This is a genomic window from Streptomyces sp. CLV115 (genome assembly GCF_038448545.1).
Taxonomy (GTDB): domain Bacteria; phylum Actinomycetota; class Actinomycetes; order Streptomycetales; family Streptomycetaceae; genus Streptomyces; species Streptomyces sanglieri.
In genome coordinates this window covers 101,021-118,334 of sequence record NZ_JBCEWQ010000004.1, presented here as the reverse complement: position 1 = coordinate 118,334, position 17,314 = coordinate 101,021, and the positions used below count along the sequence as shown (strand labels likewise).

Genomic DNA, 17,314 nt, shown 5'->3' with positions numbered 1-17,314 from the left:
CAGGGGGTGAGCCGGATGCGCCGGCAGAGCACAGCCGCGGACGGACAACGGCGGGCGACGGTCACCGACGTCGCACGGCGCGCAGGCGTCTCGACGGCCACGGTCTCCCGCGTACTGAACCGCAACTACCCGGTCGCCGAGGCGACCCGGGAGCGGGTCGAGTCCGCGATGCGCGAGCTGGGCTATGTCGTCAACGCGCACGCCCGTGCCCTGGCCGGCGTCTCCAACCGCACCGTCGGGATCATCGTCAACGAGGTCATCGACCCGTTCTACGCCTACATCGCGCGCGGTGTGGAGCGGGAGGCGGCGCTCGGCGGACGACTCTGCCTGGTCTGCTGCACCCAGGGCGACCCGCAGCGGGAGCTGGCCTTCATCGACCTGATGCACGAGCGCCGGGCGGACGCGGTGGTGGTGGTCGGCGGCTCCATCGCGGACCGGGGCTACACCACCGAACTGGCCCGCCGGGCACGCGAGCTGGACGCGGGCGGATCGAAGCTGGTGCTGTGCGGCAGGCCGCCGCTGGGCGAGCAGGCCCCGACCGTCGCGGTCGAGTACGACAACGAGGGCGGCGCCTTCGCCATCACCGACCATCTGCTGATGCAGGGCCACGAACGGATCCTCTACCTCGGCGGCCCGCCCAAGCTCTCCACCACCCGCGACCGGCTGGCCGGACACCAGCGGGCGCTGCTGCTGCGCGGCATCGACCCGGACCCCGACCTGGTCCGCCCCGGCGCCTTCAGCCGCAACTTCGGCTACCGGAAGATGGCCGAAGTACTTCGGGACGGGACCGACTTCACCGCTGTCTTCGCCGCCAACGACATGGTGGCGGCGGGCGCCGCGCAGGCGCTGGAGGAGGCCGGGATCCAGGTGCCGAAGGACGTGTCCCTGGTGGGGTACGACGACATCCCGGTGGCCCAGGAGCTGCGGCCGCGGCTGACCACCGTCCATGTCCCGCTGGAGGAGATGGGGCGCCAGGCCGTACGGCTGGCCGTGAGCGGCGGGGACGAGGACGACTGGCGCGAACCCACCACGGGGGCGCTGCGGCTCGGAACCCACATCGTGGTACGCGATTCCGTTGCGCCGAGGGCCGGACGCTCCACCCGGAAGTGACCGGTTACTTCCCACCTGTCCACAGTCGACCATAGTAAATCGCAGTAACTTCGCACCCCCTCTTGCCTCTGAATAGCAACCGCTTACATGCTGGCGCCGAGCAGCACCGTTCCGCACGCTTCCGCCCCTCACTCGTTTTCGCAGGGAGAGTTCCGCATGCGCATGCCCACAGACTCCGCCGGCTCCTCCACCGCCCCCTCCGCCGCCCCCGCCACCGTCGGCCGGCGCTCCGTTCTCGCCGCGGCCGCCGGGGCCGGGGCGGCGATCGCGCTCGGCGCCGCCTCCGGAACTGCCCGGGCCGCCACCTCCGCAACCGCCCAGGCGCGCCCGGCAGGCCCCCCGGTCAGGCTGACCGTGACCGCCCGGCCCGCCGCCGAGGCCGAACGGCTGCGGCTCGGACAGGCCCTGCGGGGTTCGGAGTTCCAGCCCACCGGCCTGTACGTCCCAGCCGGCGTCCCCCTCTCGCTCACCGTCCAGCCGCACGACGGTCTGCTGCCCACGCTCTGGATCGGCGCCTGGGACTACTACGGTGAGATCACCGAGCCCCGCAGCCATCCGCTGACCGCCGGGGCGAACACGGTCACCGATCCGCACGGCGGCCCGGTCTACCTCACCCTGACCGGGCGCGGCGAGCGGGCCGGTGTGGTGGTCCGCTCCGGCGCCGTCCCGATGCCGGTCTTCACCCTGGGGCGCACCTCGGAGGCCGACTACCAGCGGCAGCTGGACACACTCACCGCATCGCCGTACGTCGAACTGCACGCGCCGCACACGATCATGACGCTCACTCGCGAGGGCGCGCTGCTGTACCGCGACGAGGACCACGCCGCGCTGCTCGCCCTGGTCGAGACGATCATCGACTCGCACGCCCGGATCAGCGGCCTGGACGGCTCGAAGCCGGTGCACCGGCGCAAGGCCGGGCCGTACCACTTCACCGAGGTCAGCAAGGTGCCCACCGGGGTCGGCGCCTACGCCACACACGGCTACAACGGCTTCCCGCGCGCCTATCTCGACCGGGCCACCACCGTGGAGGGACTGCGCACCCGGGGCTGGGGGCTGTACCACGAACTCGGCCATCTCCACCAGCAGATGGCGTACAAGCCAGGCGGCCTGACCGAGGTCACGGTCAACATCTACTCGCTGGCCGCGCAGCGCACCCTGAAGCAGCCGTCCAACCTCCTCACCGTCGACCCGAAGACGGGTCTCACCTACTTCCAGTCGGCGCGGCAGAAGTTCGGCACGGCCGGTCTGACGTACGAGAAGTCCTTCGGCGCGTACGAGAAGCTCGTCCCGTTGCGTCAGCTGGAGCTGGCGTTCGGCGACGACTTCTGGCCCCGGATGCACAAGCTGGTCCGCGAGGAGAACCCGCAGTCCGACTACACCGAGAACGACAAGCGCTACCGGGCCCTCGCGACCTGCTCCAGCCGGGTGGCGGGCTACGACCTCACCGACTTCTTCGTGAACACCTGGGCCTTCCCGATCGACGCCACGGGCCGTGCCGAGCTGGCCGCGCTGAACCTTCCGAAGCCGCCCGTCGACCCGTCCACACTGGCCGACTGACCGCAGCGGAAAGGGAGTTCACCGTGAACCTCAGCAGACGCACCCTGCTCGCGGCGACCGGCGCCACCGCCGTGACGGCCGCGACAGCCGTGCCCGCCGTCATGACAACGGCCGGCACGGCGCAGGCCGCACCCCTCGCGGACGCATCCGCCGGAACCGGTGCCGGTGCCGGTGCCGCGCCCGCCGCCGGCTTCGACACACTGCTCCGGCGCGCCGAATCGCTGCTCACCGGTGGTGGATTCGACCCGGCCGACCCCGACTTCACCGACGCGGTCGCGGCCCTGGACACCACGGCCGGAGACCTGTGGAACACCCTCGACCGCGGCGCCGGCCGCACCGCGCTCTGGCCGGACCTCGCCCCGCTCACCGACCCGGGCAACTTCGGCCAGAGCTACACCCGGCTGCGCACCCTCGCGACCGCCTGGGCCACCGAGGGCACCTCTCTCGCCGGGAACGCGCAGGTGGCGGACGCCCTCGTCGCCGCGCTGCGCTTCACCCACGACACCGCGTACAACCCGGCCAGGCGCGAGACAGGAAACTGGTGGTTCTGGGAGATCGGTGCCCCGCGTGCGCTGATGGACTGCTCCGTCGTCCTGCGCGACCGGCTTCCCGCGGCCGACCTGGCGGACTATCTCGCGGTCGTCGACCGCTTCTGCCCGGACGCGGACCGCCGCACCAACTCCCCCACGCTCCCCGAGACCGGGGCGAACCGCACCGACAAGGCCGTCGTCGTGGCGTTGCGCGGGCTGCTGGGACAGGACCCGGCCAAGCTCGTCTCGGCCCGCGACGCACTCTCCGACGTACGCGACTCCGGTCGCAACAGCCTTTTCCGATATACGAGTTCGGGTGACGGCTTCTACGAGGACGGCTCATTCGTCCAGCACGACGTGGTGGCCTACACCGGTTCGTACGGCATCGTGTTGCTCAGCGGCACGGCGTATCTGCTGGCCCTGCTGGCGGGGTCCGAGTGGGCGGTGGCCGACCCGAAGGTCTCGGTGATGTACGACGCCGTGGAGCGGACCTTCGCACCGGTGATCTTCGACGGGCTGATGATGGACTCGGTGCGCGGCCGGGCGATCTCCCGGGAGCGCGCCGGTGACCACCGCGACGGGGCGACGGCCCTGGCGGCGATCCTGCTGCTGGCGTCCGGAGCGCCCGCCGAGTACGCCACGCGCTGGCGCACGCTGGTGAAGGGCTGGCTGACCCGCAACCGCACCACCCCCTTCGAAGGTCTCGCGACACTGCCCCAACTCGCCCTGGCCAAGGCCGTCCTGGATGACCGGACCGTCCCGGCCGGACCGCGCTCCACCGGCAGCCAGGTCTTCGCGGACATGGACCGTGTCGTGCACCGCCGCCCCGGCTGGGCCTGCGCCCTGTCGCTCTCGTCGAAGCGGATCTCGGCGTATGAGGCGGGCAACGGCGAGAATCTGCACGGCTGGTACACCGGCGACGGCATGACGTATCTGTACGACGGCGACGACCTGGGGCAGTTCAACGACGGCTTCTGGCCGACCGTCGATCCGTACCGCCTGCCCGGCACCACGGTCGACACCCGGCGGCGGACCGATCTCGGCACGGGCTCCGGCACCTCCACCTACCGTCCGGCCAACAACGTCGCGGGCGGTGCCGTGCTGGACGGCCGGTACGGGGCCGCCGCGATGGAGGTGATCGGCGGCCAGGGCACCACTCTGCGGACCAGGAAGTCGTGGTTCCTGCTGGACAACGCGGTGATCGCGCTCGGCGCGGGCATCACGGCGAGCGACGGCCGGCCGGTCGAGACCATCGTCGAGAACCGCAATCTGGGTGCGGACGGACGGCACCGGCTGCTGGTCGACGGCGTCCGCCAGCCCGTCGAGCAGGGCTGGAGCCGCACGTTCGGCCGGGCACGGTGGGCACATGTGGAGGGAGTGGGCGGCTATGTGTTCCCCGGCGGAACCGCCGTGCACGCCCTGCGCGAGCAGCGCACCGGCACCTGGCGGGCCATCGACACCGGGGCGGACACGGGCGGCAGCACCGACCCCGTCACCCGCCGCTATCTGACGCTCTGGACGGACCACGGCGCCTCCCCCACCGACGCCCGCTACGCCTATGTGCTGCTGCCCGGCGCATCGGCCGCGGCGACCGCGGTCTGGTCGGCGTCCCGGCCGGTCCGGATCGTCGCCGACGACAGCACCGCACAGGCGGTGGAGGTGCGCCGGGCGGGGCTGACCGCGGTGAACTTCTGGGGCGCCGGAACAGCCGCCGGAATCACCTCGTCGGGCCCGGCGTCGGTGCTGGTGCAGCGCCACGGCCCGCACATCCGGGTCGCGGTCGCCGACCCGGGCCGCACGCTCACCACACTCTCGGTCGAACTGCCCTTCCCGGCAAGGGCAGTGGCGACGGCCGACGACTCGGTGAGCCTCGTACCCGGCCGCAGACCCGTGCTCACCGTCGCCGTCGGCGGCTCCCGCGGCCACACCCACCGAGCCGAACTCGTCCCTTAGCCCACCATCACCCACGAGGAGCAGCACCACCATGTCCGTCGCACCGCATCTGCACCTGCCGCCGCCCGACCGGCTCCTGTCGTCACGTACCGGCTGGACCCGGGCCCACTGGGAGGCGACCGCCGACCGGATGCTGGACGCGCTGGTGCCGTACGCGACCCCCGGCTTCGCCCAGTACCGGCTGCCCGGCCGCGGCAGCTGGTCGGGGGTCGTCTCGGACGGTCTCGAAGGCTTCGCCCGGTCGTTCCTGCTCGCCGCCTGCCGGATCGCGGGCGCGGGCGGGGCGGTCGACCCCGCGCTGATCGAGCGGTACACGGCGGGGCTGACCGCAGGCACCGATCCCGGGAGCGGGGAGGCGTGGCCGAAGCTGACGGACTGTTCGCAGCAGATGGTGGAGGCGGCGTCGGTCGCGGTCGCGCTGCACGAGACCCGGCCGTGGATCTGGGACCGGCTGGACGCCCGGGTGCAGGAACGGGTCGTCGACTGGTTCTCGGGGTTCGTCGGCGGGCGCACCTGGGACAACAACTGGCGGCTCTTCCAGGTGGTGTCCGAGCAGTTCCTCGCCTCGGTCGGCGCACCGTACAGCCGCTCGGACATCGAGTCGAACCTGGACAGGATCGAGGACTGGTACGTCGGTGACGGCTGGTACACCGACGGGGACGGCCGGAACTTCGACTACTACATCGGCTGGGCGATGCATCTGTACCCGTTGCTCTGGTCGCGCATGGCGGGCGCCGACGACGGCGGCCGGACGGAGGTCTACCGGCAGCGGCTGCGCAGGTTCCTGGAGGACTATCCGCACTTCTTCGGCTCCGACGGCGCCCCGGTCCACCAGGGCCGTTCGCTGACGTACCGGTTCGCGGCCCTGGCACCGGTGTGGATGGGGGCGCTGGCCGACTGCACCCCGCTGGCTCCGGGGCTGACCCGCCGGCTCGCCTCCGGCACGATGCGGCACTTCGCCGAGCGCGGTGTGCCGGACGAGCGGGGGCTGCTGACGCTCGGCTGGTACGACACGTTCCTGCCGAGCACCCAGCCGTACTCCGGACCCGCCTCGCCGTACTGGGCGAGCAAGGGCTTCCTCGGGCTGCTGCTGCCGGCCGACCACGAGGTGTGGACGGCGCGCGAACTCCCGCTCCCGATCGAGGAGTCCGACCAGTACACCGCGCTGCCGGCCACCGGATGGCTGCTGCACGGCACCCGTGACGACGGCATCGTCCGGCTGGTCAATCACGGCAGCGACCACAATCCGCCGTTCGACGAGGCGGCCGACCCGGCCGAGGGCACGCACGATCCGCACTACGCCCGGTTCGGGTACTCGACGGCGACCGCACCCGAGGCCGCCCCGCACGCCGTGGCCCGTTCCATCGACGGCCATCTGGCGCTGCTGGCACCGGACGGCACCCCGTCGCCGCGCAGCCGGATCCATCCGCTGCGCTGCGAGGACCGCGTCGCGGCCTCCTGGTACGCGGCGCGGCTGCCCGGCGACGACCATCCGTACCGGATCGAGACGACGAGTGTGCTGCACGGTCCGTGGGAGATCCGGGTGCACCGGGTCGAGGCGCCCGAGGGGGCGGTGGTGCGGGAGGGCGGTCACGCGGTCGCGCATGCGCGGAGCCCGTTCGCCCTGTCCGGCCCCGACTGGGCACTCGCCCGCACGGCCGACGGTCTGAGCAGCGCCCTGATCGCGCTGCACGGCTGGGACGGCGGGGCGGAAGGGGCCGCGGTGGCACGCGATGTCCAGTCCAACGCGTACGGACCGCATTCGGCGATTCCGTACCTTCGCAGCGGGCCGCACCCCGGCGGGCGGAGCATCCATGTCTCGCTGGTCGCCCTCTCCCGGGACGCCGTGCACCCGGAGGCGCTGCGCGATGCGGTGCGGGTGCGTGCGAGTGCGGACTCGGTGGTACTGACCTTCGTGGACGGCACGACGGTCGAGGTCTGATCAGATTCCGATGCCGTTGCCCTCCCGCTGATCGATGTGCCCGACCAGCTCCATCGCCAGGGACTTGATCGTGTCGAGCCCCTCCCTGCCCCACGGGCGGGGCACGGTGTCGACCGCGCAGACGGCGCCCAGGGCGATGCCCGTGCGGTCGATGAGGGGTGCGCCGAGGTAGGAACGGATGCCTATCTCGTCGACCACCGGGTTTCCGGCGAACCGCGGGTAGTCGCAGACGTCCTCCAGGACGAGCGCCTTGCGCCGTACGACGACATGCGGGCAGTAGCCGCGATCGAGCGCCACATACCGGCCGCTGCGGCTGCTGCCCGCGGCGGCGGCGCCGAGATCGGATCCCTTGTGCGTGCCGGCCGGGGTGTGCAGACCGGCGAAGAACTGCCGGTTGCCGTCGATGAAGTTGACCATCGAGAAGGGCACCTCGGTCACCTCGGCCACCCGGTCGGCGAAGGCGTCGAAGTTGTCGAACGAGGCGTCGGAGCGCTCGCCGAGCCCGAGCGTCCTCAGCCGCCGGGTGCGGACCAGGGCATCGCCGTCGACGGGCGTGAGCAGCATGCGGCCGTTGTTGTTCCGGATCACGGGCGGGCTCCGAGGCCGGTCAACAGGACCGGGGCCGAGGTGGCGTTGATCAGGTGCTGGACCAGGGTGACCAGGGCCCCGGTGCCCGAGCTGGCGATCCGGGCGTCGCAGAGCACCACCGGGACGTCCGGGCCGAGGTCGAGTGCGGCCCGGATCTCCTCCGGCGCGTAGCGGTAGGCGCCGTCGAACTCGTTGACCGCGACGATGAATCCGATGCCGCGCCGCTCGAAGAAGTCGACGGCGGCGAAGCACTCGGCGAGCCTGCGGGTGTCCGCGATCACGACGGCTCCCAGCGCGCCCTGGGAGAGTTCGTCCCACATGAACCAGAAGCGTTCCTGGCCCGGGGTGCCGAACAGATAGAGCACGTGCTGCTCGTCGAGGGTGATGCGGCCGAAGTCCATCGCCACGGTGGTGGCGGTCTTGGACTCGATCCCTTCGAGACTGTCGGTCGCGGCGCTGACCTGGGTCAGCAGCTCTTCCGTGCTGAGCGGTGCGATCTCGCTGACCGCACCGACGAACGTCGTCTTGCCGACCCCGAACCCGCCGGCCACCAGCACCTTGAGCGCGACGGGAAACCCCTCCGAGCCCATGGGACCGCCGACGTCGCCGCCGGGATCGCCGTGCCCCGGCTCGGGCTCATGGCTCGGAGCATCGGCACAGCCCTGGGTGCCGCTGTGGTTCAGGCTGTCTCCGTAGCTGCGTGCTTCCCCGTAGCTGTGCGCATCCCCGTGGCCCCCCGGGTGCCCGTGGCTCTCCGGGCCGCCGTATCCCTCGGACCGGCCGTGGCTTCCGTGGACTGCCCGTGCTGCTTGGGCTGCTCGGGTTCCGTGGCTTTCGTGACTTCCGAAGCCTTCGGGGCTTGCGTTGTCGTCGTACGCGGCAAAGCTGCCGAAGCCGTCAGAGCTGTCGTCGTAAGCCATCGAGCACTGCCTCCAGCAGAGATCGGTCGGTGGGCATGTCGTGGAAGGCGGGTGGGTGCGCGGTCACAGCCCCGCAGTCGACCAGGTCGGAGACGAGCACCTTGGTGACGACCGCGGGCAGCCGCAGATGTGCGGCGATCTCGGCCACCGAGGTGGGGCCGCCGCACAGCCCCAGCGCGACGGAGTGCTCGGGACCGAGATGCGTCTGCGGCTCGGTCCCCGTGGCCATGATCAGGGACAGCAGATCGAGCACGGTCGTGGGGCGGGTCCGGCCGTTGCTCACGGTGTACGGGCGGATCAGCCGGCCGGCCGCGTCGTCGAGCAGTGGCCCGTCCTGCGGGACCGACACCCTCACAGCCCCGTGGCGCCGGGTGTCCCGGCCGCTTGTCTGACAGGCGTCATCAGATAGGGCCGGACACTCCTGACCAGCATCGTCATCTCGTAGCCGAGCACCGCCGCGTCCGCCTCGCGACCGGCGAGCACGGCGAGACAGGTGCCGGAACCGGCGGTGGAGACGAACAGCAGGGTCGAGTCGAGCTCGACCACCACCTGCCGCACCTCGCCGCTGTCACCGAAGCGCGCACCCGCGCTGCGGCCGAGCGAGTACAGACCGGCGGCCAGCGCCGCCATGTGGTCGGCGCTGTCGGCGTCCATGCCATGAAGGGATTTCACCAGCCCGTCGGCGGAGAGGAGAACCGCGCTGCGTGTGTACGGGACGCGCTGGACCAGTCCGCTCAGCAGCCAGTCGAGGTCCGAGACCTGACCGGACGGCATATCGGTCGCCATGGTGCATCTACTCCTTGGAGGTGTTCGTTTCGAGGGGTTCGTCGACCGGGGCCGCGTCCTGGGCCGGGCCCGGGGGGTACGGGGCGGCGGTCGCGCCGAGTCCGCGCACCGGCAGCGGTTCGAGCGGGGCGCGGGGCTGCCAGGCCTGCGGGTCCGCCGCCGTCCCGGGGCCCGTTTCCGTTTCCGGGGTGTCGGCCTCGGCTTCGCTGCGGGCCTCGGCGAGTTCGATGCCGCGCCGGAAGGCCGCCATGAGTCCCGGGTCGTGCAGGGCCTGTTCGTCGTCGCTGCGCGGGGCGGGTGCCTCCCTGAGCTGCGGGACCAGGTGCTCCTGGTTGGCGCGCCTGGGCAGTTGTGGCCGGCCCATGGTGCCGCGCACGACTCCGGGCCCGGAGTGCGAGGCGTCGGGGACGTCGTCCGCGATCCGGAACCCGGGGACGGCCTCGGCCGGGGTGGGCCGGTCGGGGCGCTCCGCCCGCAGCGGGAGCGGTGGGGCCTCGCCCTGACCGCCCTGGTCCTGGCCGCTCTGCCCCTGCCGCGTCGGCTGGTGCAGGCGCAGCGGCTGGCTGGGGACGTAGGGCTGGCGGACGGTGTCCGTCTGCGGCACCGGTGCGGTGCCCGGACCGGGATTCAGGCTCGTGTTCGGCGCCGGATCGGGGTTCGGGCCCGGCTTGTGGTGGCCGGCCCTCGCGCCCTCGGCCGGTGGGCGGTGTACGGGGCCCGGGGGCGGGACCGGGGCCGCGCCGCCCTTGGCCGGAGCGTCCCCGTCCACGCCGAGCAGGGACTGCGGGAGGACGAGTACGGCCTGGGTGCCACCGTAGATGTTGCTCTGCAACCGGACCGCGATGCCGTGCCGGCGGGCCAGTGAAGCGACGACGAACAGCCCGATCCGGCCGTCCTGGAGCAGATGGGCCACATTGACCTGGTCGGGGTCGGCGAGCAGGGCGTTCATCCGCTTCTGCTCGTTGCCCGGCATGCCGAGCCCCCGGTCCTCCACCTCCAGGGCCAGTCCGGCGGTGACCTGCTGGGCACGCAGCAGCACCTGGGTGTGCGGGGCGGAGAACACGGTGGCGTTCTCCACCAGTTCGGCCAGCAGGTGGATCACGTCCGCCACGGCGTGGCCGCGCAAGGTGCCGGCGATCGGCGGCACCAGCTTGACCCGTGGGTACTGCTCGACCTCGGCGATCGCGGAGCGCAGGACCTCGGTCATGGTGACCGGGTTGCTCCACTGCCGCCGGGAGACGGCGCCGCCGAGGACCGCGAGATTCTCGGCGTGCCGGCGGATGCGGGTGGCGAGATGGTCGACGTGGAAGAGGCCCTTGAGCAGATCGGGGTCCTCGACCTCGTGCTCCAGCTCGTCGAGCAGCTGGATCTCGCGGTGCACCAGCGACTGGAGCCGACGGGCCAGATTGACGAAGACCTCGACCTTCTGGTCCTCCCCGGAGTTGTCGGAGAGCCGGGACGCCTGGACGACCGCGGCCACGGCGGCCTCCTGCTGGCGGCCGAGTTCCTGGGCGAGCAGTTCGAAGGCGTCGCTGCCGGGCGCCGAGGGCGGTGCGGGCCTGCGCGCGGACACCGGTTCGCCGTTGCGGAGCTGCTCCACCACCCGCTGCAGTTCGGCCTGGCCCTGGGCGCTGGTACGGCGGAGCGCCAGACAGCGGCCGAAGACGGTGGTGGCGACACGGTTGGCGGCGAGGTACGCGGCCAGGACCGCGGAGAGCGCCAGCCCTCCGGCTACGCCCAGCGCGATCCAGAGTTCGCCGGAGAGCCGGGCTCCGGAGCGGGCGGTGAAGATGACCGCTGCGGCTCCGCTCAGTACCGCCACGACGGTCGGCAGTACCGCGGTGCGCAGGAGTTGAGGGCGTATACGCGCCTCGGGGGACGGCTGGGCGGCGCGCGGCCTGGCCGTGGCCGAGTGGGAACGGGCACCGGGTCGGCCGTGCCGTCCGCCCTCTCGGCGTTCCGGTCGCGCTTCGGGTGCGCGAAGTTGAGACATCATTGTCCTCGGTACGTGGGGCACCAGGAATCGGCGTTCATGCGGTGGCACCTACGGTGGTCGGTCAGGCTCGGTTCATCGGTCGGGCAGGCTCGAAAGTTATGAGCCCACCGTTGATCACCGGCCACACACGGTAGTCGTCAATCACGCGAGTCCGGCGGGCAGTTGTCGAACTTGCCCGCCATCCGTCCCGCTCTGGTATGACCGCTCGCACAAGGGACCGATTACTCCGCATTGACACCTGGCCGGCCGGCACCCGAATGGCCGATCGGAATGAGCCCATGAGCACACGAAACGGCTCGGCCCGTCCGGTCGTGCCGGACGGGCCGAGCCGTCTGAAGGTGCCACGCGTCTCCCGTACGCGGCGGTCCGGGCGCCGTGCCCGTACCGTCGGGGGCCCGGCCGCGAGCCCGAACGCCGCGACCGGGCGGCGCTACGCCGTCGGCGCCACCTCGGCGTGGCCTGCCTCCGCCGCCGCGTCGTCCGGCGCCCGGTCCGTACCGCCGGCCGGGTCGGTCGACAGATCCGTGATCCGGGCCGCCGCCGCGGGCCGCCGCTCGACCGGCTGCGGAGCCACCGCGCGCCACCAGGGCTCGGCGGGAACGGTCCGCGCCGTGGGCTCGAAGGGTTCGCCGGGCAGCGGCAGCGCGACGCGGGCGCCCGCGTCCTGTGCGGCGGCGAGGGTGCCCTCCCCCGGCTCGGCCCACGGGTGCGGGGCGAGGTTGAAGGTGGCCCAGTGGATCGGCAGCATCGCCCCGAGCGGTTCGCCGCCCTGGAGGTCCAGATGGGCCTGCATGCCCTCGGCCGGGGTCATGTGGATGTCCGGCCAGTACTCGGAGTAGGCGCCGATCTGGATCATCGTCGCGTCGAACGGGCCGTGTTCGGCGCCGATGTCCTTGAAGCCCGGGAAATAGCCGGTGTCGCCGCTGTGGTAGATCCGGTGCTCGGGGCCGGCGACGGCCCAGGACGCCCAGAGGGTGTGCTGCTGGTTGCGCAGGCCGCGTCCGCAGAAGTGCCGCGCCGGGGTGGCGGTCAGAGCGATCCCGGCGATCTTCGTCGTCTCGTTCCAGTCGAGCTCGCGCATCCGGTCGGGGGACACGCCCCAGCGCTCCAGGTGGGCGCCGACCCCCAGCGGGACGGCGAACACCGTGTCGGTACCGGCGAGCGCGCGGATCGTCGGCAGATCGAGGTGGTCGTAGTGGTCGTGGGAGATCACCACCGCGTCCACCGGGCCGAGGGCGGCCAGCGGCAGTGGCACCGGGTGCAGCCGCTTGGGCCCGGCGAAGGCGAAGGGCGAACAGCGCTCGCCCCACACCGGGTCGAAGAGCACCCGCCGGCCGTCGATCTCGGCGAGCACACTGGAATGGCCCATCCAGGTGAGCCGCAGCCCCGTGGCGGGGGTCTCGGCGAGGTCCGCGTAGGTGGTGGCGTGGACGGGCACGGGGCCGACCGGGGCCCTGCGCGCCCGCTCCTCCTTGCGGAAGTAGACCTTGGCGAACTCCAGGGTGGATCCGGACGGCCTGGTCCGCGCCCCCACCGGGTTCTGGAAGACGCCGTCGGCGAAGTTGGGCGAGCGGCGGATGCGCTCCATGCGGGCACCGCCCGGGTCTGCGCCGAATGCGGCGGGGCGCAGCGAACGCAGCCGGGTGCGGAGCGGAGGCAAGGGGTCGGCGCCGGTCAATGCATCTCCTGGGGAAATCGGTGTCGTCTCATTATGGGCGGGGGGTACGACGGTGCGAGAGCGGAGCGTCCGGGGAAACCGCGGCCGGAGCGGGCCGGGTCAGCCACGCGGCTGCCCGTACACGTGCTCGATGTGCAGTCGCAGCACGATGCGCCGGTCCCGGACCATCGCGCTGCGGTAGTCGTCCCAGTCCGGGTGCTCGCCCTGGAGGTCGCGGTAGAGCGTGATGAGCTCCTCGACCGTCGCGTCGTGCGGATCGGCGGCGACCGGGGACAGCTCTGCGGTGGCGTCCACGGCCGTCCACGCCCACCGGTCGGCGCTGGTGACGTGGTAGCCGGCCCGGGGGTCGCGGCGGAGGTTCTTCGTCTTCGCCCGGTCCTCGGTGATCGAGACGCGGACGATGCGCTCCCGGGGGTAGTAGAAGTGGTTGACGTTGGACAGCTGGGGCCTGCCGTCCCGCCTCAGTGTCACGAGCACTCCGCCGTTCTCCTCGGCGAGCAGTCCGAGCAGTGCTTCCTGCCGTGCGTCGATTGCCGTCATGCCGGATCCAACGTCCGTACCCCTCGCAGGATTCCGGAACCGGCCGGACCGCCGTGTCACAACCGGGGCCCCCGCGTACGTCGCACTGGTGGAAACAGCCCGTCCGGCGGTGTCCGCAAGGCCGCCGGGCGGCACCCGAGCCGTTTCGAAGGAGACCGGTCATGACCGCCCGAATCCCGCTCGACCCGCCCCGCACCCTCCTCTTCCGCGCCGTTTCCTGGTACTCGAACCGGGCGTACGGCAAGGTCGTCGATCCGCTCCGGGCCGCCGCCCATCACACCGGGGTGCTGTGGGCCGGTGCCCGTTTCGAGCTGTCGGTGGGGCGCTGGAAGAAACTGGACCCTCAGCTCAAGGCGCTGGCCGTGATGTCGGCCGCGGCCACCGTCGGCTGCGGCTGGTGCATGGACTTCGGCCACTGGGAGAACCACCGGCACGGCATGGACCCGCGCAAGCTGCGCGATGTGCCGGTGTGGCGGGAGAGCGAGGTGTACACCCCGCTGGAGCGGGACGTCCTGGAGTACGCGGAGGCGATGAGCCTCACCCCGCCGGAGGTCGGTGACGAGCCGGTCAGGCGGCTGCGGGCCGCGCTCGGCGAGGCGGCCTTCGTGGAGCTGACGACGATGGTCGCGGTGGAGAACATGCGCTCCCGGACCAATTCCGCCCTCGGGCTGACCAGCCAGGGCTTCAAGGACCGGTGCGAGGTGGAGCGCCCCGCCGGCCGCTGACCCGGCGGCGCGGCCGGTGTGCCGACCCGGCTCCCCGGTCGGTGCGGCGGGTGGCTGCCACGGCAGCCACCCGCCGGTCCGCACCCGGCGGCGATCTGCCGTGTTCCAGACACTCTCCTGGCCACCTCCTGAGAACCCGCGAGTTCACGAGGTGAGAATGAGACGGACCGGATGGATGGTGCTCTGCGCCACCGCGCCCGCCGCCGCCCTTGCCGGTGGAACACTGCCCGCCGCCGATGCCGCCCCCGCCTTCGCCGATCCGTCCACCGGTGAGAACGCGGCCGATCCTGGTAAACCGCTCGGCTGCGCGGCCGGTCTCACCCCGCAGGGGAGCGAAGGGCGTTGCCCATCGCCTCGCTGAAGGTCGGGTACGCCACCGACGGCACCGACCGGAAGCCAAGTCTCGGCGGCCCGTGGCACCGACGGACCCTGGAAGGTCACCGTGCCGGCCCTCGGGACCGCCGAGGTCGATCTGCGATCCACCGTCACGGACGCCTCGGGTGCGTAGCTGACCGAGACGCTCACCGACGCGTACGACTCCGGTTGTGCCGACATCCGGTGCTCCCCACGGTGACGGCCCGGTGCGGCATCGCGAGTGCCGTTCGGACAGGCTGAGCAGGGGGGTGGGGCCGTGCGCGGCGCCGCCCCCGCTCTTCCCGTGATTGGCATATTCGCTAGGGTGGCGCCGTGGCGAGAGTGCGGTTGAGCGTGGCGGAACGACGTGAAGAGCTCCTGTGCGCTGCCATCGAACAGATCGAGGTACGGGGGGTCTCGGCGGTCCGGATCGCCGACGTGGCCGCAGTGCTCGGCGTGAGCAACGCACTCGTGCTCTACCACTTCTCGACCAAGGAGAAGCTGGTCGCGGCCGCCTTCGCCCATGCCGCCGAGGCGGACCTCGCCCAGCTGCGCAAGGTACTGGGCCGCCGCACCAGCGCGGTGCGGCGGCTGCGCGCCGCCGTCCGCTGGTACGCGCCGACCGGGCAGGCCAAGGGGTGGCGGCTGTGGATCGAGGGCTGGGCCGCCTCGCTGCGCGACCCGGCGCTGCGCAATGTGGCCGGCGACCTCGACCAGCAGTGGAAGGCGGAGTTGGCCGAGGTCATCGAGGAGGGCGCCGCCGCCGGTGAGTTCCACTGCGACGACCCGATGTCCGCGGCCTGGCGGCTGACCGCCCTGCTGGACGGCCTGGCCGTCCAGACGACGTCGTACGCGGGCCCGCTCTCCCGGGCCACGATGCTGGCCTGGACCGACGAGGCACTCGCCCGCGAACTCGGCATCGACCACGAGGCACTGACGGCCTGACCCCGGCCCCGGCCGGTGACTCGTCGCGCGGTCCCTCGGCCGCGTGGCCCCGGTCGGCGGACCGTCCGGCGGCGCTCAGGTCTGGCGCACGGGCGCGTACGCGTTGCCGTCGAGTCCGAAGGTCCAGGCCACACCGGCCTTGGCGGTCCGGGTGCCGGGCGGCACCCGGAGCCAGTAGACACGGTGCGTGCCGTCCGGCTCGGGAGTGGAGTTGACCACCTCGACCATCACCACGTCCTCGTCGCCGTCCAGCGCGATCCGCCACAGGACACCCGTCTCGTCACGGTGCACCGGCTCCGCGCCGGATTCGGTGAGGTATCGGTCGTAGCCGTAGAACTCCAGCATCACGCGGCGCAGTTCCGCGTTCTCCTCCTCGCGTATCCGCTTCGGAGTCAGGGAGTTCAGCTCCTCCAGGAACTCGGCGGGCACCGGCATGCCGCGCCAGGCGTAGAGGGCGAAGCCGTCACGGTAGGCGAGCGCCGGGCCGTCCCCGCGGTCGAGCCGGCCCGCCTCGTCCCGGTGCAGTGCCTCCGGCCGCTCGCTGATCACCACGGCACGCTCGTAGGGCCACCACCAGCCCGCGTGCCTGGCCACCTCCGCCAGACCGTCGAGGCGGTCGCCCCGGCCGTCGAAGGCGGCGAGCCACGCCGCGTCGTGCTGGCCCAGCACCGCGTCGAGCAGCACCAGCCGGACGCCGGACTCGTCCTCGGGGCGTTTGGCGAGGTCCGCGACGACGCCGGCCCGGATCCGGTCGGCGAGCGCCGCGGTGGTCTCCCAGAGCTGGGCGCCGGTGGCGGACCACAGCGCGGACCAGCCCGCCGGGCCCAGTTCGTCGTACATCCGGCGGCGCTCCTGCGCCCAGGGCCGGGTCCGTATCTCGTCACGCACCGAACGCCCGGCGTCGACGAGCTTCTCCACGGCCTCCACCGCGGCCCTGGGCGAGTCGACCCAGACGATCCGCTCCGGCTCGGCGAGTCCTGCGCTGCGGTAGGCGAGCCGCAGCCCCTCCTCGGCCGCGGCCCGGTCGGCCGCGCCCGTCGCCGCTGCCACGGCCCGCCATGAGTCCACGTACTGCATCGGTCTTCCCCGTCCCCAGTGTTCTGTGTGTTGTGTCTTGTGCGTACTGCGTCGACGGCGGCGCGCCGTGCGCCGCCGGAACTCCGGTCTTCTGCCCCGGCCTGCTGCCGCCGGGCTCCGCCCGCTGTCAGTCCGCGACGATGCGGACCGCCCCCGGCGTGTACTCCCGCTGGCGCACCACGCGGTACCAGCCCTTCGACAGCGGTATCGTCGCGTGCTCCTCGTGCACCACCCGTCCGCCCTCGGGGAGATGGAGCAGCATCGGCCCGAACACCCCCGCCTCCCGCATCAGCCTGCCCGGCCCCTGCACCGCGTGGGCATGCCCCGTGACCTCGCCCAGCGCGAGGACCATGCGCCCCCGCCCGTCCCTCGGCTCACCCGGCGCGTCCACGAGATGCGCGGGCACCGCCGACTCCTCCAACGACACGATCAGTACATCGCCCTGCCGGTACACAGACGTCTCCCCTCGATGGCCGCACCCGCTGTGCCGGCCACGCAGAAAACGCTACGGGGCGGGTCTGACAATCGACCGGCGGGCGACCGGACCCGGCGGACGGGGCGGCCCCGTCGCAGTGGTCCCGGTCGCACCGTTGTCAGTGCGGCTTGATAAACC

Annotated in this window: 16 protein-coding genes; 7 read left to right on the top strand and 9 right to left on the bottom strand. The window is 72.4% G+C overall.

Annotated features, from left to right (window positions below; genetic code table 11):
- Window positions 1-15: 15 nt before the first annotated feature.
- The 4 genes from AADR41_RS02730 to AADR41_RS02715 all read left to right on the top strand — a co-directional run bounded on the left by AADR41_RS02730 (window position 16) and on the right by AADR41_RS02715 (window position 7,092).
- The gene (locus tag AADR41_RS02730) at window positions 16-1,110 is read left to right on the top strand and encodes a LacI family DNA-binding transcriptional regulator (RefSeq protein WP_342279749.1); all 1,095 of its coding nucleotides are present in this window, start codon (window positions 16-18) and stop codon (window positions 1,108-1,110) included.
- A 156-nt stretch (window positions 1,111-1,266) separates the two neighbouring features.
- Window positions 1,267-2,667, top strand: coding sequence for a M60 family metallopeptidase (locus AADR41_RS02725; RefSeq protein ID WP_342279748.1), 1,401 nt, complete (start codon window positions 1,267-1,269; stop codon window positions 2,665-2,667).
- Between the two features lie 23 nt (window positions 2,668-2,690).
- Window positions 2,691-5,150 (top strand): polysaccharide lyase 8 family protein, encoded by a 2,460-nt coding sequence (locus tag AADR41_RS02720; protein WP_342279747.1) that lies wholly within the window; start codon window positions 2,691-2,693, stop codon window positions 5,148-5,150.
- A 31-nt stretch (window positions 5,151-5,181) separates the two neighbouring features.
- Entirely contained in the window at window positions 5,182-7,092 is a 1,911-nt protein-coding gene (locus AADR41_RS02715; protein ID WP_342279746.1) for a DUF2264 domain-containing protein, read from the top strand.
- Here the strand turns inward: AADR41_RS02715 and AADR41_RS02710 are convergent, their stop codons facing one another.
- The 7 genes from AADR41_RS02710 to AADR41_RS02680 all read right to left on the bottom strand — a co-directional run bounded on the left by AADR41_RS02710 (window position 7,093) and on the right by AADR41_RS02680 (window position 13,600).
- On the bottom strand, window positions 7,093-7,656 hold the full coding sequence (locus AADR41_RS02710; protein ID WP_342279766.1) for a GAF domain-containing protein: 564 nt from the start codon (window positions 7,654-7,656) through the stop codon (window positions 7,093-7,095). It lies immediately after the preceding gene.
- Window positions 7,657-7,676: 20 nt separating this feature from the next.
- The gene (locus AADR41_RS02705) at window positions 7,677-8,270 is read right to left on the bottom strand and encodes a GTP-binding protein (RefSeq protein ID WP_342279745.1); all 594 of its coding nucleotides are present in this window, start codon (window positions 8,268-8,270) and stop codon (window positions 7,677-7,679) included.
- A gap of 307 nt (window positions 8,271-8,577) precedes the next feature.
- The gene (locus AADR41_RS02700; RefSeq protein ID WP_124720608.1) at window positions 8,578-8,949 is read right to left on the bottom strand and encodes a DUF742 domain-containing protein; all 372 of its coding nucleotides are present in this window, start codon (window positions 8,947-8,949) and stop codon (window positions 8,578-8,580) included.
- A gap of 2 nt (window positions 8,950-8,951) precedes the next feature.
- A complete protein-coding gene (locus AADR41_RS02695; RefSeq protein ID WP_342279744.1) occupies window positions 8,952-9,386 on the bottom strand; it encodes a roadblock/LC7 domain-containing protein in 435 nt (144 codons plus the stop codon).
- A 7-nt stretch (window positions 9,387-9,393) separates the two neighbouring features.
- Entirely contained in the window at window positions 9,394-11,379 is a 1,986-nt protein-coding gene (locus AADR41_RS02690; protein ID WP_342279743.1) for a sensor histidine kinase, read from the bottom strand.
- A gap of 433 nt (window positions 11,380-11,812) precedes the next feature.
- Window positions 11,813-13,060 carry an MBL fold metallo-hydrolase gene (locus AADR41_RS02685; RefSeq protein ID WP_342279742.1) on the bottom strand — a complete coding sequence of 416 codons (1,248 nt, stop codon included), beginning with the start codon at window positions 13,058-13,060 and terminating at the stop codon, window positions 11,813-11,815.
- Window positions 13,061-13,159: 99 nt separating this feature from the next.
- Window positions 13,160-13,600 carry a PPOX class F420-dependent oxidoreductase gene (locus AADR41_RS02680; protein WP_342279741.1) on the bottom strand — a complete coding sequence of 147 codons (441 nt, stop codon included), beginning with the start codon at window positions 13,598-13,600 and terminating at the stop codon, window positions 13,160-13,162.
- Between the two features lie 161 nt (window positions 13,601-13,761).
- Here AADR41_RS02680 and AADR41_RS02675 point away from each other — a divergent pair, with 161 nt between their 5' ends.
- From AADR41_RS02675 to AADR41_RS02665, 3 genes are all read left to right on the top strand, one after another.
- Complete coding sequence (locus AADR41_RS02675) at window positions 13,762-14,325, top strand: carboxymuconolactone decarboxylase family protein (RefSeq protein WP_342279740.1); 564 nt, start codon at window positions 13,762-13,764, stop codon at window positions 14,323-14,325.
- A 157-nt stretch (window positions 14,326-14,482) separates the two neighbouring features.
- Complete coding sequence (locus AADR41_RS02670) at window positions 14,483-14,686, top strand: hypothetical protein (RefSeq protein ID WP_342279739.1); 204 nt, start codon at window positions 14,483-14,485, stop codon at window positions 14,684-14,686.
- 347 nt (window positions 14,687-15,033) lie between these two features.
- Entirely contained in the window at window positions 15,034-15,624 is a 591-nt protein-coding gene (locus tag AADR41_RS02665) for a TetR/AcrR family transcriptional regulator (RefSeq protein ID WP_259932004.1), read from the top strand.
- Between the two features lie 75 nt (window positions 15,625-15,699).
- On the opposite strand, the gene AADR41_RS02660 is transcribed toward AADR41_RS02665, so the two are convergent.
- Window positions 15,700-16,701: a DUF6745 domain-containing protein gene (locus AADR41_RS02660; RefSeq protein WP_342279737.1), complete on the bottom strand. Its 1,002-nt coding sequence runs from the start codon at window positions 16,699-16,701 to the stop codon at window positions 15,700-15,702.
- 127 nt (window positions 16,702-16,828) lie between these two features.
- Complete coding sequence (locus AADR41_RS02655; RefSeq protein ID WP_124720616.1) at window positions 16,829-17,155, bottom strand: hypothetical protein; 327 nt, start codon at window positions 17,153-17,155, stop codon at window positions 16,829-16,831.
- Window positions 17,156-17,314: the final 159 nt, after the last annotated feature.